Consider the following 23667-nt stretch of genomic DNA (forward strand, 5'->3'; position numbering starts at 1 on the left):
CTTCCGTCACCCATGTCCGAAACCATTGAATGGTTGCCTGACGGCACGCCCTACAGCCCCCGTTTCGGGGACCGCTACCACAGCGAATTCGGCGGCCTGGACCAGGCGCGCCACACCTTCTTCGGCGGCTGCGGCCTGCCGCAGGCCTGGGCCGGTGCGCCGAAATGGCGCATCCTGGAAACCGGATTCGGCTTCGGCCTGAACTTCCTGGCCACCTGGGCCGCCTGGAAGGCCGATCCCCTGCGGCCGCGCCTGCTGCATTTCGTCTCGGTCGAGGCCTATCCCGTCTCGGCCGAAGACATGCGGCGCGCCCTGCCAGACGACGCGCAACTGCGTCCTCTGGGCCAGGCGCTGGCCGCCCAGTGGTGGGGCCTGCTGCCCGGCGTGCACCGGCTCTCGTTCGAAGGCGGCCAGGTGCTGCTTACGCTCTACATCGGCGATGCGCAGGCCATGCTGCGCAAGCAGCAGCTCATCGCCGACAGCGTGTTCCTCGACGGTTTTTCGCCCGGCGCCAACCCGGACTTGTGGAGCCCGGAGGCCCTGAAGACCGTGGCCCGCCACTGCCGCCGCGGTACACGGCTGGCCACCTGGTGCGTGGCCGGCGAGGTCCGGCAAGGCCTGGCGCGGCTGGGCTTCGAGGTCCGCAAGGTGCCCGGCGTACCGCCCAAGCGCCACAACCTGCAGGCCTGCTTCAACCCGCAGTGGGAGCCTCGCCAGCGCGATGACGGCTTGCCACCGCCCGTGGCGGCCCCGGCGCGCTGCCTGGTGCTGGGCGCCGGCCTGGCCGGCGCCGCGGCGGCCGCCAGCCTGGCGCGGCGCGGCTGGCAGGTCACCGTGCTCGACGCCGGCGATGCGCCGGCCAACGGCGCCTCCGGCCTGCCGGCCGGCCTGTTCTGCCCCCATGTCTCGCCCGACGACAGCGTCCTCTCGCGCCTGTCGCGCAGCGGTGTGCGCACCAGCTTGCAGACCCTGCAGCAACTGACCGGACGCCAGCATCTGGAAGCCGGCGTGGACTGGGCGCACAGCGGCGTGCTCGAGCACGACCTGAACCAGCCGGCCGAGCTGCCGCCCGAATGGCAGGGCCAGGAGTCCGCCGGCCGGCAATGGAGCCTGCCCGCCATGTCCGGCCAACTGGCAGCGGCCCGCCTGCCGGGCGACAGCCGGGCCGTCTGGCATGCGCAGGCCGGCTGGGTACGTCCGGCGCGCCTGGTCCGGGCGCTGCTGGCAGCGCCCGGCATCCGCTGGCAGGGGCAGGCGCAGATAGCCCGCCTGCGGCAGACCGCCACATCCCTTTGGCAAGCCCTGGATGCGCAGGGCCGTGAGCTGGCGCAGGCCGAAATGGTGGTGCTGGCCCTGGGCCCGGCCACGACAGGCCTGCTGCTGGCCAGCGGCCTGGATGCGGGCCAATGGGAGATGCAGCCGATCCGCGGCCAGGTCAGCGTGGCCGGGCACACGCCCGCCACACTGGCAGCCATGCCGCCGTTTCCGGTGAACGGCCACGGCAATCTGGTGCCTGACTTTCCGGCATCCGACTCCGGGCAAGGCCCAGGCCGGCAGTGGGTGATGGGTTCCACCTTCGAGCGCGACGTCACCGCGCTGCCGCCTTCGCCGCAGGAGCAGCGCAGCGCCCATGCGAGCAATGCCGACAAGCTCGCCGCATTGCTGCCCGCCTGCCGGCCCGCGCTGGATGCCTTCTTCGATGCGCCGCAGTTGCCGCCGACCTGGTCGCGCGTGCGCTGCGCGGCCTATGACCGCATTCCCGTGGTCGGCCCGGCGGGCCGGCATGCGCAGGACCTGCCGGGACTGTGGGTGCTGAGCGGCCTGGGGTCGCGCGGCCTCACGCTGTCGCTGTTGTGCGGCGAACTGCTGGCCGCGCGCGTGCATGGCGAGCCCTTGCCGCTGGATGCCAGGCTGGCCCAGGCCCTGGGCACGCAGCGCATGTGGGCACGGCTGCGGCACAAGCCGTCCTGAACCACATCTTCGATAGCGCTGAACGCATGCTGGGCGGCCTTTTCCGGTGGTTCTATCCGTTTTTTTGGGGCCCCTGCCGCCCTGCGCCCAGCAGGCTGTTGCTCACCGGCAGCCTCCGGCCCGCAAGCCGGGGCTCTGGCGCGACAAGGTTTCCACGCGCAGGAGTCCAGATTCAATAAAGATCCGTGCGCACTGCATGGGCATAGTGCTCGTTCGCCTGCGCGGCCTGGCCGGCTGCAAGCGAGCCGCCGTGCAATCGCGCCAGGCCCGCCATTACATCGCCCACTGTCGGCAGCAGGCCGGGATCCAGGCGGCTGTTGACGGACCATAGACCGGCGCGATGGAGGGCGCGGCCGCAGTGAAACAGCACTTCGTCAATCCGGACCACGATCGCGGTTTTGGGCACCTTGTGGCCTTCGCGCAGCTCCTGCAGCAGCTCGCTGTCGGTCGATATCCGGCCACGGCCGTTGATGCGAAGGAAGAGGTCCAGGCCGGGAAACAGGAACAGCATCGCCAGGCAGCTGTCCTGCTGCAGGTTGCGCAGCGAAGCGATGCGGTTGTTTCCCGGCCAGTCTGCAAAAACCAGCGTCTGCGCATCCAGCACCCGAACAAAGCCGGGAGCACCGCCGCGCGGAGAGGCATCCAGGCCCGCGGCATCTCCCGTGGCCAGGCAGAAGAATGTGGCCCTGGCCAGATATTCCCGATGGAAATCCGCCAGGTAGTGAAGTACGCCGTTGCGGATACGCTCGGTCGGCGGATCGTATAGCGCATCCAGGTCCACCGCATCCGGCCCTTGGGGCCGGGATGGTGCCGGAGGGGGAGAGAAATGATCAGGGGAAGGCATCAGCAAATCCATGGTGGATGTACAGGTTCGCAAGCGTATGCCTCTTCGGTATGGCGGCTATAGAATTTATTGGACAAAAAATACCTCGAATCCGCCATGTCTGATCTCATGAACGCACTGGGCGCCTATATGGACTCCGCCGAAGGCCCCTGCGTGGTCGCGGCAACCCGTGTGCTCGATCGGGAGCTGTCTTCCGAGATGCACCGGCATGCGCGCGGCCAGTTGTTCGGCTCCATCAAGGGCCTGATTTCCGTGCAGGTCGATGACGGTGTCTGGATTGTTCCGGCCATCCATGCCGTATGGCTTCCGCCGCACCAGGCCCATTGCGGGCGTTCCCATGGCCCTTATCACGGCTGGAGTGCCTATGTCGCGGAAGCGGCATGCGCCGACCTGCCGAAGCGGCCGTGCACCATCCGGGTGTCCGGCCTGCTGCGCGAAGCCGTGTTGCGCCTGGCCGGCTTCCCGCCGGGAGAGCCGCCGAGCGAGGCCCAGTCCCATGTATGCGCCGTTGTTCTGGATGAGATCCGAAGCCTGCCGGCCGAAGCGTTTGGACTGCCTTTGCCCCGGGACACCCGCCTTCAGCGCATAGCCCGCGCCTTGATGGCCAATCCGGCCGATGCACGGGACATCGAAAGCTGGGCGGATTTCGGTGCCCTCAGCTCACGGACGCTGAGCCGCCGGTTTGTGGCCGAGACAGGCTTCAACTTCACCGCCTGGCGCCAGCGCGTGCGCCTGCTGCGCTCCCTGGAAATGCTGGCCGAAGGCATGAGCGTCACGGCCATTGCCATTGATCTCGGCTACGCCAGCGTCAGCGCCTACATAGGCCTTTTCCGCCGTGTCTTCGGTGAGACGCCCGCCAGCTATCGCCTGCACCTGCAAACGAAGGCGTAGCGGCGCCCCAGCCATCAGGCCGCAGGCCGGCAGCCGTGCCTCCATGCGGCTGGATGGGCAGGCACTTCATTCGGCCGGGCCAAAGCCGAAATGGCTGCCGTGGCCTGGCGGCAACGGCGGCCCTTTGTCCGCGCGGCCATTGCTTCGCCCTTTCTTGGCAGCACGGGCCGGATGCGGGCTGGTTTGGCGCGGTCCGATGTCCAGGTCCTGAATCAGCGACTGCAGCGCAAGCAGCCCATGGGCCATGGCCTCCCTGTAGGTCGACACACCCGAATCCGCCCGCTGCAGCTCCTTCCATCGGCCCTGGCCGCGTTCGCTGAGGAGCCAGACAAAGGAGCCGGCTGCGGGCTCACAGACGTGGACGGCGATTTCTCGAAGTCTGCTGCTCATCGGCACAGCATAGGAGATTTCTCCAGATGCCCGTTTGCCCCCGCCTACCAGGCTGGCATGGTCGGGCCTACAAACGGCGACTCCCGGGCCGGCGAGACTGGAATTTCACGGTCACGATGGAGATTTCGGCATGGCAAGTGGAAGTCGCACCCTCTGGAACGGCGCTATTACCTTTGGCCTGGTACACATTCCCGTGGGCCTTCATACCGCCGCCACCCAGGAAGGCATCAATTTCGACTGGCTGGACAAGCGCACGCTGGACCCGGTGGGCTACAAACGCGTCAACAAGCGGACCGGCAAGGAAATTGACAAGCACAACATCGTCAAGGGCGTCGAATACAAAGAAGGCAAGTACGTCATCATCGACCCCGAAGAAATCGAGGCGGTATTTCCCAAGACTACCCATACCATCGAGATCGAACGCTTCGTCGACGCCGCCGAGCTGCCCTTCATCTACCTTGAACGCCCCTATTTCGTGGCGCCGCTAGACAAGAGCGACAAAGTCTATGCGTTGCTGCGCGAAGCCCTGATTGCCACGGGCAAGATCGGGCTGGCCAAGGTCGTCATTGCCACGAAGCAACACCTCGCCGCGCTGGTGCCTTCCGGCCCGGCCCTGGTGCTGAATCTCCTGCGCTGGGGCGATGAGGTCAGGACCCTGGACAGCCTCGAATTGCCTCCTGCGGGGAAAAAAGGCGTGACCTCCGCCGAACTCAAGATGGCCCGGCAGCTGATCGATGAAATGTCAGGCGAATGGAATCCGGACGACTTCAAGGACGAGTTCCGGCTGCGGGTCATGAAGCTGGTGGAAAAAAAGGCCAGGGCCGGCAAAGCCAAGACAGTGATTCAGCCGCAAGAGCAGGCACCGGAAAGTGCCAAGGTGATCGACTTGACCGCCTTGCTGAAAAACAGCCTCAAGGGAGGGAAAGCCCCGGCAAAGGCAAAACGCAAGACGGCCCCCAAAAAGGCGGCGGCCAGGAACGCCAATGCCAAAAAGGAGCCCCGGAAAAAAGCCGCCTAGCGGATCTCGGGGCGCATTGCATGCCCATCCGGGCCCCCATGCCGTTCGTCCCGGCCGCAAGGCCCTTGCGCATGGCGATATCGGCAAATGCTCACGACAAGAGCCGGCACGCAGGAAGCTTTCCCGGCCCCTGGTCTGGGACTTCGGCTCCCCCTGCGCCTACAGCCATGCCGCGGTTCCAGGGCTAAGCTGGAAACCCGATGGGAGTTTCGTATGCATGAAGACCACACCACGACGAAGCCTGAAGGCGCATGGATCCATCTGGAACTGGAGCATGAACTGCGTGACTGGACCTGGGCACTCGAGTGCTCGGAGGACCGGCTGCGCGAGGCTGTTGCCGCCGTCGGCAACGGCGCGGTTCAGGTACGAGAGTACCTTGAGCACCGCTGACGGAAAAGCCTCGCATGGCAGCCACCGCAAAGGCCCAGAAGGGCCGGGACGACAGCAAGCCAAAGAAGGCACGGCCGCACAGCAGGCCCGACCCTCTGCGGGCGTACAGGCAAAAGCGCGACTTCTCTCAGACGCCCGAGCCTGCGGAAGGCGGGCAATCGAGCGCGGCGGGCCTTCAATACGTGATCCAGAAACATTGGGCCAGCCGCCTGCATTACGATTTGCGCCTGGAGCTGCAGGGGACGATGAAAAGCTGGGCCGTGCCCAAGGGGCCCAGCTACGACCCGGCGGACAAGCGCATGGCAGTGCAGGTCGAAGACCACCCCATTTCGTACAACACCTTCGAAGGCGAGATTCCTCTCCGGCAATATGGCGCAGGCCAGGTGATCGTTTGGGACAAGGGCTGGTGGGAGCCTGTGGGAGATGCGGAAAAAGGCTACCGCCAGGGCAAACTGAAGTTCGTGCTCCACGGCCACAAACTGCAGGGACGCTGGGCGCTTGTGCGCATGCAGGGACGCAGGAGCGACAAGCAGCCGGCGTGGCTTCTTGTCAAGGAACATGACGAATTTGCCCGCCCGGCCTCGGAATTCAGCGTCGTCGACGCCCTGCCCGACAGTGTCTCTGCCCTGCCTCCGGCTGCGGCCCCCCGGACGCCGGGCATGGTCCAGGCCGACCGCGGCGCCCTCCCACCGGTCGCTGCCAAGGCCTCTCCCCTGCCTGAACGCCTGAAGCCCCAGCTGGCCACGCTTGCCGATGCGCCGCCAGCCGAACCGGCGCAATGGCTCTGGGAGCTCAAATTCGACGGCTACAGGCTGCTGGCCCGCATCGACAAAGGCTCCGTTCGCCTTTTCACGCGCAATGGCAATGACTGGACGGACAGAATGCCCGGGCTGGCAGCGGACCTCGCGCGCCTGCCCATCGAGTCGGCATGGCTGGATGGGGAAGTCCTGATGTTCGACAGCCAGGGCCGCCCGGACTTTCAGGCGCTTCAGAATGCATTCGACGGCCCATCGACACGCGGCCTGGTGTATTACCTGTTCGACCTTCCCTACGCGCAAGGAAAGGACCTGCGGCAGCTATCTGTGGTCGACAGACGAGAGATGCTTCGCGCACTGGTGGGTCGTTCGGAATCCTCCGCCATTCGATTCAGCGAAGCATTCGAGGCCCGTGCGGAGGATCTGGTGGCTTCGGCCTGCCGGCTGGGATTCGAGGGCGTCATAGGCAAGCGCAAGACAGCGCCCTATGCCTCCCAGAGGACTGCTGACTGGATCAAGCTCAAATGCCACCACCGACAGGAGTTCGTCATCGGCGGCTTTACCGATCCGCAGGGAACCCGCGTCGGCCTGGGCTCGCTGTTGCTGGGCGTCCATACCGACAATGGCGCCTTGCGCTATGTGGGCAACGTCGGCACGGGCTTCACGGATCGTTCGCTCGCCGGCCTGCACAGAAAGCTCAGCAGGCTGGCCTGCGGCCGCAACCCGTTCAGCAATGCAGGCGCCACGCCGAAGAACGCCCATTGGGTCCAGCCCAGGCTTTTGGCCGAGGTGTCCTTTGCCGAATGGACCCAACAGGGAAAGATCCGCCATTCGGTATTCCACGGCCTGCGGGACGACAAGCCCGCCACCGCGGTGGTCCGGGAACGCGCCAGACGCCTGCCCCCAGCGCAGGACGCTCCGGCCGCCGGTCAGCAGCCCGGCCCCCTGAAAGTGACGCATCCCGAGCGGGTCGTCGATCCGGCAACAGGCGTGAAGAAACTCGATGTGGTGCGCTACTACGCCAGGGTGGCGCCGTTGTTGATGGAATACGTAAAAGACCGTCCCGTTGCGCTGCTGCGTGCACCGGACGGCGTGGAGGGCCAGCGCTTCTTCCAGAAGCACCTGGATACCGGCTCCATGGACGGTATCGAGGAGCTGGATCCGGCGCTGCATGAGGGGCACCCGCCTCTGCTTGCGATCGCGTCTCCCCAGGGGCTTTTGGCGGGTGCCCAGATGAACGTCATCGAATACCACAGCTGGAATGCCCGAAAAGACCGGATCCTGCGGCCTGACCGGATGACGTTCGACCTGGATCCGGGTGACCAAGTCCCCTGGGAGCAGGTGCAGGAAGCGGCCCAGCTGGTCCGGGTGCTTCTCCAGGAGCTCGGCCTTGCCGCATTTCTGAAGACCAGCGGAGGCAAAGGCCTGCATGTCATCACGCCGATCAAGCGCCTCCATGACTGGGAGACCGTCAAAGGATTTTCCCGGGCATTGGTTCAGCACCTGGCATCCACCCTTCCCCAACGCTTCGTGGCAAAGAGCGGGCCGCGCAATCGCGTGGGCAAGATCTTTGTGGACTATCTGCGCAACGGATTCGGGGCAACCACCGCATGCGCCTGGACGGCACGCGCCCGGCCGGGCATGGGCATATCCGTTCCCGTTGCCTGGAGCGAGCTCGATTCGCTGACAAGCGGCGCGCATTGGACGATCCGTACGGTGGAGCAGCGCCTCGCAATCGGCAACTCGCCCTGGTCAGGCTATGCAAAAGCTGCGACCAGCATCACCGGCGCAATGAAGAAGCTGGGCTTTCGACCCGCCAGGCCACACGATGCCAGGCAATGAGTGCTCGAGTGAAGCTGGCTTTGCAGGCCGCGCATTGGACATGGCACGATTGCTCACCCGTTGGAGCCGGGCACGGCCCTGGCCGAGCGACATGGCAGTGCCGCAGATTGAGGGATTTCCCCTCACCTGCAAGTCTGGCCGTACCTCCACCATAGGCTTCGGTTTCACCCAACTCCAGGAGCACACGGCATGTCGGATGATCTCAGCAAGCAACCCAGTCCCGACCCGGCGGAATTCAACGCCTACTTTCCCTCCCCCTACTCGCTGGGCGAGTTCACCAGCCCGACGACGTCGATAGACGGTGCCGAGTACCCCGACGCCTACCAGGGCAGCCGCAAGGTGCTCGTGATCGCGGCGGACGAGCGCTACCTGCCCACGGATACCGGCAAGCTGTTCTCCACGGGCAACCACCCCGTCGAGACCCTGGTGCCCATGTACCACTTGCACCAGGCCGGTTTTGGCATGGAGGTGGCCACGCTTTCCGGCAACCCCGTCAAGTTCGAAATGTGGGCCATGCCGACACAGCAGCCGGAGATCACGGAGCTGCACCGCAGCTACCTGCCCCAGTTCCTGAAGCCGCGCAAACTCTCCGACATCGCCGACACCCTGAATGGCGATTCGGACTACCTGGCGGTGTTCATCCCGGGCGGGCATGGCGCCCTGATCGGCCTGCCGCAGAGCGAGGCCGTATCCAAGGTGCTTCGCTGGGCCATGGAGCACGACCGGCATGTGATCTCCCTGTGCCACGGTCCCGCCGCGCTGATTGCCGCCGGCGCCTTCGGCCAGCCCTCCCCCTTCAGCGGATATGCGATCTGCGCCTTTCCCGATGCGGCGGACCGGCAGACCCCGGCGATCGGCTACATGCCCGGCGGGCTGACCTGGTTCTTTGGCGACCGGCTGCGCGCCCAGGGCGTCAACATCCTCAACAGCGACATCACGGGCGCCACGCACCAGGACCGCAAGCTGATCACCGGAGACAGCCCCTTCGCCTCCAATGCGCTGGGCAAGCGCGCCGCGCGGGCCCTGCTGGACGCAGTGGCACCGGGCTGAGCCGATGCAGGAGCTGGTGCGCACCGTTGCCGCCATCGAGGGCAGCACGAACCTGCGCGCCCTCGCCAGGGCCGTGCGCGCCTTCGCCGCTCCGCTGGGCTTCGACCGCTTTGTGCTCTACTCCTCCCAGCCTTCCCGGCAGGAAGTGATCGAGCATGTGCACTGGGCCGAAGGCGACTGGTTTGGCGATGGGTCGCCGGTGGATGCCAAGGCCTATCTGAAGTCCTGCCCGGTCAACCACCACATCCTGGAAACGGACCGCCCCTTTTTCTGGACCAAGCGCGGCGAACCGGGCACGCAAACCTACCGCGTCGTACCCAGTCCGCGCGGGATCGGCATCCATGGCTGGCAGGTGCCGGTCTTCGGGCCCTCGGGACTGATCGGGGCGATGAGCTTTGGCGGCCGCCACGTCGACGATTCCCTGGCCACCCGGCTGGCACTGACGCTGATAGGCCAGGCGGCCCTGAGAAAAGCCATCGCGCTTTCGGCGGCCGCCCGCCAGGCCCGGCCGTCGCAGCTGACCCCGCGCGAACAAACGGTCATGCGCTGGATGGCGGCGGGCAAGCGGCAGGCCGAAACGGCCGCCATCATGGGGCTGTCGGAACGCACCATAGAAAACCACCTCCGGCGCATCCGGTTGCGGCTGGGCGCGACGACCACGGCGGAGGCCGTCCGCATGGCCATCCGGTCCGGGGACATCGCATCGTGATGCAAGGGCACGGCTCTCGCCGCCGACCGGATGCGGCCGAAAAGGTGGTGGCCACGGCCAGCGGCATTTCCCAGGGAGGGAGCCACCCACATATGGGCTGCCGGAGAAGGGTCAATGTACCGGCCGGCCGAGCCGTTTGCTCGCCCTTGATATGGCGTAGTTCACGAGGCAGTAAAGCGCCGCGACAACGAGGTACACGGGCACCAGCGCATGGTAGTTGGCAATGAGCACCTTGGCGTTCTGCATGAGTTCGCCGTAGGTGACGACGTAGCCGAAGGTGGTGTCCTTGACCACGATGACCAGTTGCGCGACCAGTGCCGGGACGATGTAGCGAACGGCCTGCGGGAAGACGACGTGGAAGAAGACCTGGGCCTCGGTCAGCCCCAGGCTTCGCCCGGCATCGGCCTGGCCGCGGGGAACGGCAAGCACGCCCGCACGGTATACCTCGGCCACCACGGCGGCCGTACTCAGGCTGACCGGCAAGGTCAGCATCCAGTAGGTGCTCAGCTTGATCCCGATCGACGGCAGCACCAGAAAGCACACATAGATGAGCAGCAGCGTCGGCGTGCCGCGCAGGAACTCGATGACCGCGATGCTCGGCCAGCGCACCAGCCGCGTCCGCGCCAGGCGCCCCACCAGCAGCACCAGCCCCAGGGCCAGCGCGATGGCGGCGGCCATCGCCGCCGACGCCAGCGTGCCGAGCAGGCCTTTGGACAGGAAGGCCCAGGTCGTCGGCCAGGCGAAGAATTCCCAGAAGGGGGCATCGAGCTGCCCTGCGGAATGGAACCTGAACACGATGCCCGCGGCGAGCAGGAGCAGCACGGCCGCGGCGATCGCGCTCATGGCCCGTGCCAAGGTCCGGGCCCGGGGGCCCGGAGCAGCAAACAGGATGTCTTCCAGAGTGCGGCTCATCGCAGTATCCGCACCTTCTTTTCCAGGACGGCGCCAGCCCAGGCAATGAGCAATCCGGTCGCCACGTACATCGCGGCGGCCACCGCGAATGCGGCCATGCCGGCTGCGGAGTCGTTGGCGATCTTGGATACGAGGGCGGTGAGTTCACGGCCCGGAAACGGCACCTGCGACGCCAGCGAAGTCGACAGCATCAGCGCGATGAGCAGCGAGGTCATGGGCTGCACCACCGCACGCAATGCCTGCGGCAGCACCACCGCAGAGATGATCTGCATGGGCCGCATGCCCAGGCTGAGCGCGGCCTCGATCTGGCCGCCGGCAATGGTGTTGATGCCCGAGCGCAGGTAGTCCGCCGTGAACGCGGAACAGACCAGCGTCAACGTCAGGATCACGCTGGGCTCGTAATCAATCACGACCTCGAGATCGGGCAGCGCGAACACGATGAAGATCAGCAGCGCCACGCTGGGAATGTTGCGGAAGACCTCGACATAGCCGGTCAGCACCCAGCGCAGCGGCGGCAGCGGCAGCAGCCGCAGCACCGCCACGGCCATGCCCAGCAGGAACCCGGGCACGAACGACACCACGGTGAGCTTCCATGTCAGCAAGAGGGCCTGCCAGAAGGCAGGCCCATGGTCGGCCAGGAGCCTGGAGACCGCCTCCATCGCTTACGGGATTGCAGGCGGCGTCGGAACGGCCGTGCTGCCGGTGCGCTGCCCGATGGATATGGTCCAGAGCTTGGCCCAGGTGCCGTCGGCTTCCAGCTTCTTCAGGAAGGCATTGACGAAGGCCACGCCGTCCGAACCCTTGGGCAGCCCGATGCCGTAGGGATCCTGTTCACCGAAGGGCGCCCCAGCCAGCCGTGCGTTGCTGGCGCCGAGGCTCAGCGTGTTGAGCAGCAGCGTGTAGTCGGTGACGTAGGCGTCCACGCGTCCCTGGCGCAGGGCATCGAGGGCCTCCTGGTGCGTCTGGAATTCCTGTACGGCAGCCTTGGGAGCGTACTGCGCGAGTATCGCCGGCCCCGTGGAGCCCGCCTGCGTGGCGACCTTCTTGCCTGCCAGATCGGCGTACGACTGGATCGACTTGTTGTTCGCCTTGACCAGTACGCCGGCCTGCGAGGCGTAGTAAGGGCCGGCGAACGAAATTTTCTCGGCGCGCGCGGGTGTGATGGAGTAGGTGGCGATCACCATGTCCACCTGATTGTTGATGAGCACCTGCTCGCGGGTGGACGAGGTCACCTGCGCGAACTGGTACCTGGCCCCGTCGCCCAGGATGTAGCGCGTGAGGAGTTGGGCCAGGCCGGCGTCGAAGCCGCGGATCTTGCCGTCCTTCTCGTTGAGCAGCGAGAAAAGATTCGAGGTTTGTACGCTGCCCAGGCGCAGCGTACCGGCCTGCTTGATCTTGCTGGCCCAGGTGCTCGCGCGAACAGTCGCGGCATCGGCGACGGGGCCCTGCGCAACCAGGGCGTCAAACGCCGCCGCATCGATGGGCGCGCCCTGCGCGAAAACCGATCCGCCGGTCAGGATCGCCAGGGCCGCCACGGTGGACTTCAGAATGGATTGGATCGACATGCGGTCTTCTTGGATGGTCTGTGACGAAAATCAATATACAGCAGCATCGGAAATGCGGAGCGCGCGGCGCCCGCGCGGGCCGCCATGGTGCGCACGATCCGGACTTCTCCGGCCATGCCCGGCCGGCCCTCCGGCCGCGCCGGAACAGGCTTGCGGCTCCACCGGAATGCGCAGCGGCCATGCCGGCAGGCTTATTTCCCCACGAACGGCAGCTCTGCCGTCTGCGGCACGGGAATGCGGCTGGCCAGCACCTTGTCCAGCGTCTTGCCGTCCATGTCCACCACCTCGAAGCGCCAGTCTTCCCACTCCACGACATCGGCTTCGTTGGGCATGCGGCCCAGCAGGAACATGATCATGCCGCTGAGCGTGTGATAGCGGCCGCGCTCCTCCTCGGGCACGGCATCCAGGCCCAGATGGTCCTTGAGCTCGGGCACGGGAATGTGGCCGTCCAGCAGCCAGCTGCCGTCCTCGCGCTGCACGGCCCAGCTGGACTCCAGGTCGCGCGGCTGGAATTCGCCCGTGATGGCCTCGATCAGGTCCTTGAGCGTGACGATGCCCTGCACTTCGCCGTACTCGTCGATGACGAAGGCCATGTGCACATCCGACGTGCGGAAGTTGTCCAGCAGTTCCATGCCCGTGATGGTCTCGGGCACGTACAGCGCGGTCTGCAGCGGCTGGTCCCTGAGCTCGCGGCTGCCGCCGGATGAAAGCACGGCGCTGGCCAGCCACTGGCGCGCATTGAGCACGCCCACGATGTTGTTCATGTCGCCGCGGATCACCGGAAAGCGCGCATGGTCGGCCTGCTCGATGCGCAGCAGATTGGTCTCGAAGCTGTCGTCGATGTCCAGGCACACCACGTCGCTGCGCGGCACCATGAGGGAGCCGATCTGGCGGTCATCCAGCCGGAACACGTTGCGCACCATGGTGTGTTCCTGGGATTCGATCACGCCGGCCGTGCGGCCCTCGACCAGCATGGCGTGGATTTCCTCCTCCGTGACCGCGTTGACCGCATCCTCCTTGACGCCGATGACCTTGAGCAGGCCGCGCGTGGATGCCGACAGCAGCCAGACGAAAGGCTTGGTCGCCAGCGCCAGGAAGTTGATGGGGCGCGAGATCAGGCGCGCCAGCGCCTCCGGATGGGTCTGGCCCAGGCGCTTGGGCACGAGCTCGCCCACCACGATGGAGAAATACGTGATGAACACCACGACCAGGATGGTGGACAGATAGCCTGCGTACTGCGCGCTCAGGCCCATGGCGATCATCCAGTCCTTCAGCGGGCCGGCCAGGGCCGACTCGCCCACGATGCCGTTGAGCACGCCGATGGAAGTAATGCCGATCTGGATGGTGGAAAGAAAGCGCGTCGGGTCTTCGCCCAGCTTCACGGCCGCAGCTGCGCCGCTATCGCCCTCATCCACCAGTTTTTGCATCCGGGTCTTGCGCGCTGTCACCAGCGCGATTTCGGACATGGCAAAGACGCCGTTCAGGCAGATCAGGGCGAAAAGTATGGCTATTTCCATAGTCAGGCACCCGCGTTATCCGATGGGTTTGCTGGCGCCTCGGTCATTGAACAAGGTTTGATTCTATGAAAACCCTGGTGCCGCCAGGCGTTTTCATAGGCAGGCGTCAGCCAGGGAATTGCCGCCCCGGCCGCCTGACAAGCCGATCGCAGCCCACCGCGGCGTGCCCCCAGCAGGCGTATGTGAGCACCTCCTGCCGCCATCCGGCCTGCACGGATGTGGCAAAGGAGCAAATGCATTTTCAGATATATATGAAGGACAAAATAATCGTTTGTTTTTATAAGGGGCCCCTCTACAGTTCGCCCCATGCACGAGTTCGCGTTCATCTTTGCTGGTTTTTTCGTGGGCCTGATCGTCGGTCTCACGGGTGTGGGCGGTGGCTCACTGATGACGCCTGTGCTCATCTTTTTCTTTGGCGTCAAGCCCTATCTGGCCGTCGGCACCGACCTGCTGTTCGCGGCCTTCACCAAGATGGGCGGCACCGTGAGCCTGGCCCGCCAGCGCCTGGTGCCCTGGCGCGTGGTCGGCCAACTGTGCCTGGGCAGCATCCCGGCGGCGCTGCTGGCGCTGTGGGCGCTCAGGGAGCTGGGCCCGGCCAGTGCGCAGGCCCAGCACATCATGACCACCACGCTGGGGCTGGCCCTGCTGCTGACGGCCAGCGCCACGCTCTACAAGGTGGTGGTGTTTTCCCACAAGCGCCAGCGCGAGGAACAAGGCCGCCGCGCCGGCAGCGGCCCCGATGCGCTGCGCCCGCGGCACTGGAGCCTGCCCGTGCTGCTGGGCGCCGTGATCGGCACGCTGGTCACCTTCACTTCGGTCGGCGCGGGCGCCATCGGCGTCACCGTGCTGCTGCTGGTCTACCCGCTCCTGCCGCTGCCGCGCATCATCGGCGCCGATATCGCCTACGCCGTGCCGCTGACGCTGCTGGCAGGCCTGGGCCACGCCACGCTGGGCTCCATCGACTGGCCGCTGCTCGCGCAGCTGCTGGCAGGCTCGCTGCCCGGCATCTGGCTGGGTTCCCGCCTGGTCACCCGTACGCCGGAGCGCCTGATCCGTTCGCTTCTTTCCGTGCTGCTCGCCTGGGCGGGCGCCAAACTGGTTTTGATCTGATCCCACCATGTACCAATACACAGAATTCGACCAACAATTCGTCAAGCTCCGCGCCCAGCAGTTCCGTGACCAGCTCGAGCGCTGGCAGCGCGGCGAGCTGACCGACGAGCAACTGCTGCCGCTGCGCCTGCAAAACGGCTGGTACATCCAGCGCTACGCGCCCATGGCCCGCATCGCCGTGCCGTATGGCGAGATCAGCAGCGCCCAGCTGCGCATGCTGGCCCGCATCGCCCGCGAATACGACAAGCCCGAGCCCGAGCTGCTGGCCCACGCCCAGGCCACGCAGGACCAGCTGCAGGCCGCCCAGCCCGGGCTGACGCTGGCCGCCGCGCCGCTGAAGTACGGCTACGGCCACTTCACCACGCGCACCAACGTGCAGTTCAACTGGATTCCCATCACCAAGGCCGCCGACGTGATGGACCTGCTGGCCAGCGTGCACATGCACGGCATCCAGACCAGCGGCAACACCATCCGCAACATCACCAGCGAAGCCTACGAAGGCATTGCCGAGGACAGCATCGTCGATGCCCGTCCATTTGCCGAAATCCTGCGCCAGTGGAGCACGCTGCACCCCGAATTCGCCTTCCTGCCGCGCAAGTTCAAGATCGCCTTCAACGGCTCCGCCGAGGACCGCGCGGCCACCGGCTGGTACGACATCGGCCTGCAGGCGCTCAAGAATGCCGAAGGCGAAGTCGGCTTCACCGTCAAGGTCGGCGGCGGCATGGGCCGCACGCCCGTGATCGGCACCGTGGTGCGCGAGTTCCTGCCCTGGAACCAGCTGCTCAACTACATCGAGGCCGTGGTGCGCGTCTACAACGGCTACGGCCGCCGCGACAACAAGTGGAAGGCCCGCATCAAGATCCTCGTCAAGGCCGAGGGCCAGAAGTTCATCGACGCGGTGGAGGCCGAATACCAGGCCATCGTGGCGCAGGACGGCGCCCCGCACACCATCACCCAGGCCGAGCTGGACCGCGTGAGCGCCAACTTCGTGGTGCCCGAGCTCAAGCCCGCCAACCTGCCCTCATCCGTCAAGACCGACGGCCAGCTCTACCAGCGCTGGCTGCAGCAGAACGTGCGCGGCCACCGCCTGCCCGGCATGCGCGCCGTCACCCTGTCGTTCAAGCGCGTGGGCTTTGCGCCTGGCGACGCCGACGCCGACACCATCGACGCGCTGGCCCAGCTGGCCGACCAGTTCTCGGCCGGCGAGGCGCGCCTGACGCACGACCAGAACCTGATGCTGCCCTGGGTCTTCGAGTCCGACCTGCCGGCGCTGTACGAAGCCGCCCGCGCCCTGGGCCTGGCCCAGCCCAACATCGGCCTGCTGACCGACATGATCGCCTGCCCCGGCGGCGACTACTGCGCGCTGGCCAACGCCCGCTCGCTGCCCATCGCGGCGGCGCTGACCGAGCGCTACCAGGACCTGGACGAGGTGTTCGACCTCGGCCCCATCGACCTGCACATGAGCGGCTGCATCAACTCCTGCGGCCACCACCACAGCGGCAACATCGGCATCCTGGGCGTCGACAAGGACGGCAAGGAGTGGTACCAGATCACGCTGGGCGGCGCCGACGGCTCCACGCTCTCCGGCCCGGCGATCGCCGGCAAGGTGGTCGGCCCCTCGTTCTCGGCTGCCGAAGTGCCCGACGTGATCGAGGCCGTGCTGACCACCTTCCGCGAGCTGCGCAAGCCCGGCGAGTTCTTCATCGACGCACTGCGCCGCATCGGCCACGACCCGTTCAAGGCCGCCGCCAACGCCGCCCGCCACCCCAGGCAGGCCGAAGAAGCCCTGGCCGAATGACGCAGCCGACCTACGAGAAAAACACCATGAAAATCATTGCTGCCAACGCCGTACCCGCCAGCGACGCCGACCTGAAGACGCTGCAGATCGCCAACGACGCCGAGCTCTCCGAGATCGCCGCCAGCGGCGCCCTGCAAGGGGTGGAGCGCATTGAGCTCTCCTTTCCCAAGTTCACCGATGGCCGCGCCTTCAGCCAGGCCGTGCTGCTGCGCCGCCGCTACGGCTTCACCGGCGACATCCGCGCCACCGGCGACGTGCTGATCGACCAGCTGGTGCAGATGGCCCGCAGCGGCTTCACCAGCGCCGTGCTGGCCGAAGGCGTGAATGCTGAGGCCGCCGAGCGACAGTTCGCCCGCTACCACGGCTTCTACCAGGGCGATGCGCTGCAGCCCCGCCCGCTGTTCGCCCGCGATACCGCGAGCGATACTGCCAGGGAGGCCGCATGAGCACCCTCGATCTCGCCCGCATCAACGCCGAACTGGGCCGCGACGCCCCCGCGCTGGTGAACTGGGCGCTGGGCCTGGGCCAGCGCGCCATCGTCACCACCAACTTCCGCCCGTTCGAGGCGGTGATCCTGCACATGGTCACGCAGGTGCAGCCCGACGTGCCCGTCATCTGGATGGACAACGGCTACAACACCGAGGCCACCTACCAGTTCGCCGACGCAGTCACCCGCCAGCTGGGGCTGAATCTCAAGATCTACCTGCCGCTGCGCTCGCGCGCCCACCGCGAGGCCGTCGAAGGCCCCACGCCCGCGCTCGACGATCCACGCCACGCGGCCTTCACCGAGGAAGTCAAGCTCGAGCCGTTCGCCCGCGCCCTGCGCGAGACCGCACCCCGGGTCTGGTTCACCGCGCTGCGCGCCACCGACAGCGCCGTGCGCGCCCAGATGGAGCCGGTGAGCATCAACCCCGACGGCCTGATCAAGGTGGCGCCGCTGCTGCACTGGTCGTCCAAGGATTTGTACGAATACTGCGAAAAGCACGGCCTGCCCAACAACTTCGACTATGTGGACCCGACCAAGGGCGAAGAGCAGCGCGAGTGCGGACTCCATCTCGCCCACTAAGAAAAACGATAGCTGTCAGCGCTTGATGCACAAGCGCCAGAGCCCTGTTTGATTGGAAAACAAATGAATGCCCGTGTTGACACTTCCGTTCTGACTCACCTCAGCAACAGCCATCTGGACGCACTGGAAGAAGAAACCATCTTCATCCTGCGCGAAGTGGCTGCCGCCTTCGAGCGCCCCGCCCTGCTGTTCTCGGGCGGCAAGGATTCGCTGGTCATGCTCAAGTGCGCCGAGAAGGCCTTCGGAGCCGGCCGCATTCCCTACCCGCTGCTGATGATCGACACCGGCCACAACTTCCCCGAGGTGACCGACTTCCGCGACCAGCGCGCCAAGGAGCTTGGCGCCGAGCTGATCGTGCGCAGCGTGGAGGACTCCATGGCCCGCGGCACGGTGCGCCTGGCCCATCCCGGCGAATCGCGCAACGTGCACCAGTCGGTGACGCTGCTCGAGGCCATCGAGGAATTCCGCTTCGACGCGCTGATCGGCGGCGCCCGCCGCGACGAGGAAAAGGCCCGCGCCAAGGAGCGCATCTTCTCCCACCGCGACAGCTTCGGCCAATGGCAGCCCAAGGCCCAGCGCCCCGAGCTGTGGACGCTGTTCAACACCCGCATCGCCCCGGGCGAACATTTCCGCGTGTTCCCCATCAGCAACTGGACCGAGCTGGACGTGTGGCAGTACATCGCCCGCGAGAACATCGCCCTGCCCAGCATCTACTACACCCATCAGCGGGAGGTCGTGGAGCGCAAGGGCCTGCTGGTTCCGGTCACTCCTCTGACCCCGCCGCGCGAAGGCGAGCAGGTCGTGGTGCGCGACGTGCGCTTTCGCACCGTGGGCGACATCACCTGCACCTGCCCGGTGGAAAGCGATGCCGCGACCGCCGAGGACATCGTGATCGAAACCCTGGCCGCCGAGGTCAGCGAGCGTGGCGCCACCCGCATGGACGACAAGACCAGCGAAGCCTCCATGGAAAAGCGCAAGAAGGACGGGTATTTCTAAGGCTCCCCCCGAGCGGCTGCGCCGCTTCCCCCTCTCTCGCTTCGCGGGAGGGGGACGACACCCTCGATGCGCGGCGGCGCTTCCTCGGAGTCCCTCCGTTGGGCTGTGCCTGATCAAAGAAAGAATGCGATGACTGAAACTATCAAATCCGTAGCTGCTGGCGCAATCACATCAAGCGCTGCAGGCCAATCTCTCCCAAATTCCGACCATGCCTCCGCGCTGCGCTTCATCACCTGCGGCTCGGTGGACGACGGCAAGAGCACGCTGATCGGCCGCCTGCTGGTGGACACCAAGGCCGTGCTGCAGGATCACCTGGCCGGCGTGACCAAGTCGGGCGAGACCGACCTGGCCCTGCTGACCGACGGCCTGTCAGCCGAGCGCGAGCAAGGCATCACCATCGATGTGGCCTACCGCTACTTCGCCACCGAGCAGCGCAAGTTCATCATCGGCGACGCGCCCGGCCATGAACAGTACACCCGCAACATGGTCACGGCCGCTTCGAGCGCCGACGCCGCCGTGGTGCTGGTGGATGCCACCAAGCTCGACTGGAAGAACCCCGATCTGCAGCTGCTGCCGCAGACGCGCCGCCACAGCCTGCTGGTGCACCTGCTGCGCGTGCATTCGCTGGTGTTCGCAGTGAACAAACTCGACGCCGTGGCCGACCCGGCGCTGGCCTTTGCCCACATCGGCGCCGCACTGCACAAGTTCGCGCAGTCGGCCGGCATCCGGGTGGCCGCCACCGTGCCCGTGTCGGCGCTCAAGGGCTTCAACGTGGTCAACGCCCAGGCCGGCTGGGCCGGCTATGAAGGCCCCAGCCTGCTGCAGCTGCTGGAACAGCTGCCCAACACCCCGGCCGACGTGGCGCTGCCGCTGGCCTTCCCTGTGCAGTGGGTGGAGAAGTTCTCCTCCTCGGCCGACACCAGCCAGGGCCGCCGCGTGTTCTGGGGCCGCGTGGCCGCGGGCGCGGCCCAGGTCGGTGCCCAGGTGCAGATCCTGCCCAGCGGCCAGCTGGCCACGGTGGCCCAGGTCATCGACCATGCACGCGTGCCCAAGACCGTGAATGCCGGCCTGTCGGCCGGCATCACGCTGGACCGCGAGGTGGACGTATCGCGCGGCGACTGGATCGTGGCCGCGCCCGTGGCAGCCCAGGCCGCCGAGGACGATTTCGATACGCCCGCCGCACAAAGCCCCTGGCCCGCCAGCCGCGAGCTGACCGCCACCGTGGCCTGGATGGACAACGAGCCGCTGCTGCCCGGCCGCGTGTACTGGGCGCTGCACGGCCACCGCTGGGTCAAGGCCAAGGCGCGCCGCGTGCAGCACCGCCTCAACATCAACACCCTGGCGCAGGAAGCGGCCGAGCAGCTCGAAGCCAACGCCATCGGCCAGGTGGAGCTGGTGCTGCAGGAAGCCATTCCCGCCGCGCCCTTTGCCAGGGCGCGCCAGCTGGGCTCGCTCATCCTCGTGGATACGGCCAGCCACGCCACGGCCGGCGCGGCCCTGGTGAACTGAACGCCGCCGCGCGCAGCCGGTGCGCCGGAATCAGCGCATCGGCGCGCGGCAGCGGCAGCCCGCCGGCATGGCGCGCAGCCCTGAAACCGCGTCGCGCCAGCCAGCTTTGCACCGCCCGTCCTGGCACCGAGCGGAAAAATCCTAGAATTGCAGGGTTTCAGCCACCCTTTTCTTATAAATAGAACCCCAATGACTCACGTCGTCACCGAAAACTGCATCAAGTGCAAATACACCGATTGCGTGGATGTTTGCCCCGTGGACTGCTTCCGCGAAGGCCCGAACTTCCTGGTCATCGATCCCGACGAATGCATTGACTGCGCCGTGTGCATTCCCGAATGCCCGGCCAATGCCATCTTTGCCGAAGAGGATGTGCCGGCCGACCAGCTGGCCTTCATCAAGCTCAACGCCGAGCTGTCCCTGGCCAAGGGCTGGAAGAGCATCACCAAGCGCAAGGCCTCGCTGCCCGACGCAGACGAGTGGAATGGCAAGCCGAACAAGATGGATTTGCTGGAGCGCTAAGCCGCTGCCGGGGCTGTGTGCGCTACGCTTGCCGGCATGAGCGCCACTCCAGCCCCCGCCTCCCAGGCCCCGCAGACCTCCTGCGCGAATCCCCTCCTTGCCTCTCCCATTGAAACCGATGCCCTGATCATCGGTGCCGGCCCCGCAGGGCTGTTCCAGGCCTTCCAGCTCGGCCTGCAAGGGATTGCGTCCCATCTGGTCGACGCACTGCCCCATGTCGGCGGCCAGTGCGCCCAGCTGTACGGCCACAAGCCGATCTACGACATCCCCGGCATTCCCGTCTGCACGGGCGCCGAACTGGTGCAATTGCTGGAGCGGCAGATCGCTCCCATGCAGGTGCCGCGCCACCTGTCCCAGCAGGTCGAGTCGCTGCAGCAGCGCGACGACGGCCGCTGGCTGGCGCAGACCACGGCGGGCACCCTGTTCGCCGCGCGCAGCGTGTTCATGGCCGCCGGTGTCGGCGCCTTCGTGCCCAAGGCGCTCAAGGTGCCCGGCGTCGACGGTCTGCTTCCCGAGCAATTGCACTACCACCCGTTGCAGCTGGACATGGCCTCGGGCCACACCGTGCTGGTCTATGGCGGCGACGAGGAGGCGGTGAACGCCGCCATCGCGTGTGCATCCTCCTGTGACGGCCCCCAGTCGTCCGGTGGCTCGGGTGCCGCCAAAACCTATCTCATGCACCGGCGCGATGCCTTCCAGGCCGAACCGCAGCAGCTGGCCCGCCTGCGGCAGCTGCGCGACAGCGGCGCCATCGAGGTCGTGATCGGCCAGATCACCGAAGTGCGGCATGCGGCCGGCCGGCTCGGTGCCGTACAGTGGATGGACGGCGAGGGCCGGGAGCATCTGCTCTCCATCGACATGCTGCTGGTCTTTCTCGGCATCTCGCCGCGCCTGGGCCCCATCAGCGACTGGGGCCTGTCCATCGAGCGCAAGCAGCTCGTGGTGGACCCGGCCACCCAGGCCACCAGCGCGGCAGGCATCTATGCCGTGGGCGACATCGTGACCTACCCGGGCAAGAAGAAGCTCATCCTCTGCGCCTTCCACGAGGCCACCATGGCCGCCTTTGCCGCCGCCGAATACCTGCAAGGGGAAAAGCCGCTGCTGCAATACACGACGACCAGCGCCAAGCTGCACGGATTCCTGGGCGTCGCGCATCCCGGCGCACAGTGATGCCTGCAGGCATTGCGCCATCCACTCCTCTTTAAGAAGCTGCCAGCGCAATGCCCTCCTTGGCTTCAGCCATTGATCCATCTGGAAACCATGAAGAGCATGCGCAAGCTGCTATCAAAACATCCAGTCCCGACAGTTCCAGGCTGGCGAACGCAGAAGGCCGGCGCAGGCACCACCGGCATGGCGCTATTATTTTTTCGGTTCCCGGCCTTCAGTTTGCGCGGCAGCTGCCGATAGCCAGTACATCACCACTATTGGACGCCTATGCTGGTTGCACCCCAAGAAGCCCCCACCCCGGCTGCAACGCCGGCTGCCTCACGCAGTGGCCTGTTCCAGATGCCGCTGTTCCATCCCGGCACCGAAGTCACGCAGAACGGCCGACGCGAAAAGGTCAGCCACGTGATCCTGCGCCGCCGCGAAATCATGGTCTACCTCGAAGGCCAGGAAGAGCCCGTCAAGCCCGAGCGCCTGAGCCTGGCTCCCACGACGTTCACCACCGAGCGCCGCCCCGAAACGCTGACCTGGTACCTCTGACCAGCGCTGCATGCAAAAAGGCCGCTGACGTCCCCGACGTCAGCGGCCTTTGTTCGTGATGGCTCCGGCCTACGCCCTTTGCGCCATCATCTGGCCCAGGCGTACCGCGCCGGCATGCTGCCACTGCGCGTTGAAACGCACGCCCGCGCTCTGGGGGAACAGCAGCACCACAGTGGACCCCAGCTGGAAGCGCCCCATCTCCTCGCCCTGCGCCAGCTCCACCGCCTGCTCGCCGCTGTAATCCCAGCGCTGGATGCGGCCCGGACGCGGAGGATTCACCACGCCATGCCAGACGGTGGCCATGCTGCCCACGATGGTCGCCCCCACCAGCACCAGCACCATGGGGCCGTGCGCCGTATCGAACACGCAGACCACGCGCTCGTTGCGCGCGAACAGGCCGGGCACGCCGCGCGCCGTCACGGGGTTGACCGAGAACAGGTCGCCGGGCACATAAATCATGCTCCGCAACCGGCCTGCGCATGGCATGTGGATGCGGTGGTAGTCCTTGGGGCTCAGATAGATGGTCGCAAAGCTGCCATTGTCGAATGCGCGCGCCAGCTGGGCATCGCCGCCGACCAGGGCGGTGGCGCTGTAATGATGGCCCTTGGCCTGGAAGATCTGTTCGCCCTCGATCGCACCGAACTGGCTGATGGCCCCGTCCACCGGGCAGATCCAGTCGGCCTGCGCCAGCGGACGCGCGCCGTCCCTGAGCGCGCGCGTGAAGAAGGCATTGAAGGTGGCATAGGCTGCGGGATCGGGCTGCGCGGCCTCCGCCATGTCCACACCGTAACGCGCGATGAAGCGCCGGATGACGGCTGTGGTCAACCCACCGGCCTGCGCCTGCGCCAGGCGGCCCATGACAGCGGTAAGCGCCTGCTTGGGCAGCAAATATTGTGAGATTACGGCGAGTCGTTCAGACACAGTGTGGTTTGCTATCAAAGTTATAGACGGTGACGCGGGATTCTAGCCAAGCGCGGTGGTGTGCCAGGCCGTGCGCAGAATACTTTGCATCTTGGGCCCAGGTTTCAAGCAAAACCATCATGAATTACCTCAGCAAAGGTGAAAACCGGCCACAGACTTCCGGCAGGCATTTTCCCTACCGCCGGGCCTG

Annotated in this window: 23 protein-coding genes; 16 read left to right on the forward strand and 7 right to left on the reverse strand. The window is 66.3% G+C overall.

Features of this window, described 5'->3' with window-relative positions; all coding sequences use genetic code 11:
* Positions 1-12 precede the first annotated feature (12 nt).
* On the forward strand, positions 13-1971 hold the full coding sequence (gene mnmC, locus Cte04_RS02245) for a bifunctional tRNA (5-methylaminomethyl-2-thiouridine)(34)-methyltransferase MnmC2/FAD-dependent 5-carboxymethylaminomethyl-2-thiouridine(34) oxidoreductase MnmC1 (RefSeq protein ID WP_066471023.1): 1959 nt from the start codon (positions 13-15) through the stop codon (positions 1969-1971).
* Positions 1972-2143: 172 nt separating this feature from the next.
* On the opposite strand, the gene Cte04_RS02250 is transcribed toward mnmC, so the two are convergent.
* A complete protein-coding gene (locus tag Cte04_RS02250; protein WP_066471900.1) occupies positions 2144-2815 on the reverse strand; it encodes a pyridoxamine 5'-phosphate oxidase family protein in 672 nt (223 codons plus the stop codon).
* Positions 2816-2911: 96 nt separating this feature from the next.
* Here Cte04_RS02250 and Cte04_RS02255 point away from each other — a divergent pair, with 96 nt between their 5' ends.
* On the forward strand, positions 2912-3706 hold the full coding sequence (locus tag Cte04_RS02255) for an AraC family transcriptional regulator (protein WP_066471903.1): 795 nt from the start codon (positions 2912-2914) through the stop codon (positions 3704-3706).
* Between the two features lie 66 nt (positions 3707-3772).
* On the opposite strand, the gene Cte04_RS02260 is transcribed toward Cte04_RS02255, so the two are convergent.
* Positions 3773-4096: a hypothetical protein gene (locus Cte04_RS02260; protein WP_174522873.1), complete on the reverse strand. Its 324-nt coding sequence runs from the start codon at positions 4094-4096 to the stop codon at positions 3773-3775.
* A gap of 130 nt (positions 4097-4226) precedes the next feature.
* Here Cte04_RS02260 and ku point away from each other — a divergent pair, with 130 nt between their 5' ends.
* From ku to Cte04_RS02285, 5 genes are all read left to right on the forward strand, one after another.
* On the forward strand, positions 4227-5114 hold the full coding sequence (ku, locus tag Cte04_RS02265; RefSeq protein ID WP_066471030.1) for a non-homologous end joining protein Ku: 888 nt from the start codon (positions 4227-4229) through the stop codon (positions 5112-5114).
* A gap of 213 nt (positions 5115-5327) precedes the next feature.
* The gene (locus Cte04_RS02270) at positions 5328-5504 is read left to right on the forward strand and encodes a DUF3606 domain-containing protein (protein ID WP_157081790.1); all 177 of its coding nucleotides are present in this window, start codon (positions 5328-5330) and stop codon (positions 5502-5504) included.
* A 14-nt stretch (positions 5505-5518) separates the two neighbouring features.
* Positions 5519-8101 carry a DNA ligase D gene (gene ligD, locus Cte04_RS02275; RefSeq protein WP_066471035.1) on the forward strand — a complete coding sequence of 861 codons (2583 nt, stop codon included), beginning with the start codon at positions 5519-5521 and terminating at the stop codon, positions 8099-8101.
* 189 nt (positions 8102-8290) lie between these two features.
* Positions 8291-9151, forward strand: a complete 861-nt coding sequence (hchA, locus tag Cte04_RS02280; RefSeq protein ID WP_066471043.1) for a glyoxalase III HchA — start codon at positions 8291-8293, stop codon at positions 9149-9151.
* Between the two features lie 4 nt (positions 9152-9155).
* Positions 9156-9860, forward strand: a complete 705-nt coding sequence (locus Cte04_RS02285) for a PA1136 family autoinducer-binding transcriptional regulator (protein ID WP_066471046.1) — start codon at positions 9156-9158, stop codon at positions 9858-9860.
* A 111-nt stretch (positions 9861-9971) separates the two neighbouring features.
* On the opposite strand, the gene Cte04_RS02290 is transcribed toward Cte04_RS02285, so the two are convergent.
* The 4 genes from Cte04_RS02290 to Cte04_RS02305 all read right to left on the reverse strand — a co-directional run bounded on the left by Cte04_RS02290 (position 9972) and on the right by Cte04_RS02305 (position 13854).
* Positions 9972-10772, reverse strand: a complete 801-nt coding sequence (locus Cte04_RS02290; RefSeq protein WP_066471048.1) for an amino acid ABC transporter permease — start codon at positions 10770-10772, stop codon at positions 9972-9974.
* On the reverse strand, positions 10769-11431 hold the full coding sequence (locus tag Cte04_RS02295) for an amino acid ABC transporter permease (protein WP_066471052.1): 663 nt from the start codon (positions 11429-11431) through the stop codon (positions 10769-10771). The genes Cte04_RS02290 and Cte04_RS02295 overlap by 4 nt, the downstream gene beginning before the upstream one ends.
* 3 nt (positions 11432-11434) lie before the next feature.
* A complete protein-coding gene (locus Cte04_RS02300; protein WP_066471054.1) occupies positions 11435-12337 on the reverse strand; it encodes a glutamate ABC transporter substrate-binding protein in 903 nt (300 codons plus the stop codon).
* Between the two features lie 191 nt (positions 12338-12528).
* Positions 12529-13854 (reverse strand): hemolysin family protein, encoded by a 1326-nt coding sequence (locus Cte04_RS02305; RefSeq protein WP_066471056.1) that lies wholly within the window; start codon positions 13852-13854, stop codon positions 12529-12531.
* A gap of 306 nt (positions 13855-14160) precedes the next feature.
* Between Cte04_RS02305 and Cte04_RS02310 the strand changes: the two genes are divergently transcribed.
* The 9 genes from Cte04_RS02310 to Cte04_RS02350 all read left to right on the forward strand — a co-directional run bounded on the left by Cte04_RS02310 (position 14161) and on the right by Cte04_RS02350 (position 22556).
* Positions 14161-14964, forward strand: a complete 804-nt coding sequence (locus tag Cte04_RS02310; protein WP_066471064.1) for a sulfite exporter TauE/SafE family protein — start codon at positions 14161-14163, stop codon at positions 14962-14964.
* Between the two features lie 7 nt (positions 14965-14971).
* Positions 14972-16762, forward strand: coding sequence for a nitrite/sulfite reductase (locus Cte04_RS02315; protein WP_066471067.1), 1791 nt, complete (start codon positions 14972-14974; stop codon positions 16760-16762).
* Between the two features lie 26 nt (positions 16763-16788).
* On the forward strand, positions 16789-17208 hold the full coding sequence (locus Cte04_RS02320; RefSeq protein ID WP_066471906.1) for a DUF934 domain-containing protein: 420 nt from the start codon (positions 16789-16791) through the stop codon (positions 17206-17208).
* A complete protein-coding gene (locus Cte04_RS02325) occupies positions 17205-17828 on the forward strand; it encodes a phosphoadenosine phosphosulfate reductase domain-containing protein (RefSeq protein ID WP_066471069.1) in 624 nt (207 codons plus the stop codon). The genes Cte04_RS02320 and Cte04_RS02325 overlap by 4 nt, the downstream gene beginning before the upstream one ends.
* Positions 17829-17891: 63 nt before the next feature.
* Positions 17892-18824 carry a sulfate adenylyltransferase subunit CysD gene (cysD, locus tag Cte04_RS02330; RefSeq protein ID WP_066471072.1) on the forward strand — a complete coding sequence of 311 codons (933 nt, stop codon included), beginning with the start codon at positions 17892-17894 and terminating at the stop codon, positions 18822-18824.
* Positions 18825-18953: 129 nt separating this feature from the next.
* Positions 18954-20333 (forward strand): sulfate adenylyltransferase subunit CysN, encoded by a 1380-nt coding sequence (locus Cte04_RS02335; RefSeq protein ID WP_066471082.1) that lies wholly within the window; start codon positions 18954-18956, stop codon positions 20331-20333.
* A gap of 189 nt (positions 20334-20522) precedes the next feature.
* On the forward strand, positions 20523-20852 hold the full coding sequence (fdxA, locus tag Cte04_RS02340; RefSeq protein WP_066471084.1) for a ferredoxin FdxA: 330 nt from the start codon (positions 20523-20525) through the stop codon (positions 20850-20852).
* A 108-nt stretch (positions 20853-20960) separates the two neighbouring features.
* A complete protein-coding gene (locus tag Cte04_RS02345) occupies positions 20961-22022 on the forward strand; it encodes an NAD(P)/FAD-dependent oxidoreductase (RefSeq protein WP_066471910.1) in 1062 nt (353 codons plus the stop codon).
* A 264-nt stretch (positions 22023-22286) separates the two neighbouring features.
* Positions 22287-22556 carry a hypothetical protein gene (locus Cte04_RS02350; RefSeq protein WP_066471087.1) on the forward strand — a complete coding sequence of 90 codons (270 nt, stop codon included), beginning with the start codon at positions 22287-22289 and terminating at the stop codon, positions 22554-22556.
* A 69-nt stretch (positions 22557-22625) separates the two neighbouring features.
* Here the strand turns inward: Cte04_RS02350 and asd are convergent, their stop codons facing one another.
* Positions 22626-23477, reverse strand: coding sequence for an archaetidylserine decarboxylase (asd, locus tag Cte04_RS02355; protein ID WP_066471095.1), 852 nt, complete (start codon positions 23475-23477; stop codon positions 22626-22628).
* Positions 23478-23667: the final 190 nt, after the last annotated feature.

Origin of the sequence: Comamonas terrae, assembly GCF_001544075.1 — a bacterium.
Taxonomy (GTDB): domain Bacteria; phylum Pseudomonadota; class Gammaproteobacteria; order Burkholderiales; family Burkholderiaceae_C; genus Comamonas; species Comamonas terrae.

Bases quoted from the DNA above. Each gene is read 5' to 3' on its own strand.
- mnmC (WP_066471023.1), top strand. From the start codon at position 13: ATGTCCGAAACCATTGAATGGTTGCCTGACGGCACGCCCTACAGCCCC.
- Cte04_RS02250 (WP_066471900.1), bottom strand. From the start codon at position 2,815: ATGCCTTCCCCTGATCATTTCTCTCCCCCTCCGGCACCATCCCGGCCC.
- Cte04_RS02255 (WP_066471903.1), top strand. From the start codon at position 2,912: ATGTCTGATCTCATGAACGCACTGGGCGCCTATATGGACTCCGCCGAA.
- Cte04_RS02260 (WP_174522873.1), bottom strand. From the start codon at position 4,096: ATGAGCAGCAGACTTCGAGAAATCGCCGTCCACGTCTGTGAGCCCGCA.
- ku (WP_066471030.1), top strand. From the start codon at position 4,227: ATGGCAAGTGGAAGTCGCACCCTCTGGAACGGCGCTATTACCTTTGGC.
- Cte04_RS02270 (WP_157081790.1), top strand. From the start codon at position 5,328: ATGCATGAAGACCACACCACGACGAAGCCTGAAGGCGCATGGATCCAT.
- ligD (WP_066471035.1), top strand. From the start codon at position 5,519: ATGGCAGCCACCGCAAAGGCCCAGAAGGGCCGGGACGACAGCAAGCCA.
- hchA (WP_066471043.1), top strand. From the start codon at position 8,291: ATGTCGGATGATCTCAGCAAGCAACCCAGTCCCGACCCGGCGGAATTC.
- Cte04_RS02285 (WP_066471046.1), top strand. From the start codon at position 9,156: ATGCAGGAGCTGGTGCGCACCGTTGCCGCCATCGAGGGCAGCACGAAC.
- Cte04_RS02290 (WP_066471048.1), bottom strand. From the start codon at position 10,772: ATGAGCCGCACTCTGGAAGACATCCTGTTTGCTGCTCCGGGCCCCCGG.
- Cte04_RS02295 (WP_066471052.1), bottom strand. From the start codon at position 11,431: ATGGAGGCGGTCTCCAGGCTCCTGGCCGACCATGGGCCTGCCTTCTGG.
- Cte04_RS02300 (WP_066471054.1), bottom strand. From the start codon at position 12,337: ATGTCGATCCAATCCATTCTGAAGTCCACCGTGGCGGCCCTGGCGATC.
- Cte04_RS02305 (WP_066471056.1), bottom strand. From the start codon at position 13,854: ATGGAAATAGCCATACTTTTCGCCCTGATCTGCCTGAACGGCGTCTTT.
- Cte04_RS02310 (WP_066471064.1), top strand. From the start codon at position 14,161: ATGCACGAGTTCGCGTTCATCTTTGCTGGTTTTTTCGTGGGCCTGATC.
- Cte04_RS02315 (WP_066471067.1), top strand. From the start codon at position 14,972: ATGTACCAATACACAGAATTCGACCAACAATTCGTCAAGCTCCGCGCC.
- Cte04_RS02320 (WP_066471906.1), top strand. From the start codon at position 16,789: ATGAAAATCATTGCTGCCAACGCCGTACCCGCCAGCGACGCCGACCTG.
- Cte04_RS02325 (WP_066471069.1), top strand. From the start codon at position 17,205: ATGAGCACCCTCGATCTCGCCCGCATCAACGCCGAACTGGGCCGCGAC.
- cysD (WP_066471072.1), top strand. From the start codon at position 17,892: ATGAATGCCCGTGTTGACACTTCCGTTCTGACTCACCTCAGCAACAGC.
- Cte04_RS02335 (WP_066471082.1), top strand. From the start codon at position 18,954: ATGACTGAAACTATCAAATCCGTAGCTGCTGGCGCAATCACATCAAGC.
- fdxA (WP_066471084.1), top strand. From the start codon at position 20,523: ATGACTCACGTCGTCACCGAAAACTGCATCAAGTGCAAATACACCGAT.
- Cte04_RS02350 (WP_066471087.1), top strand. From the start codon at position 22,287: ATGCTGGTTGCACCCCAAGAAGCCCCCACCCCGGCTGCAACGCCGGCT.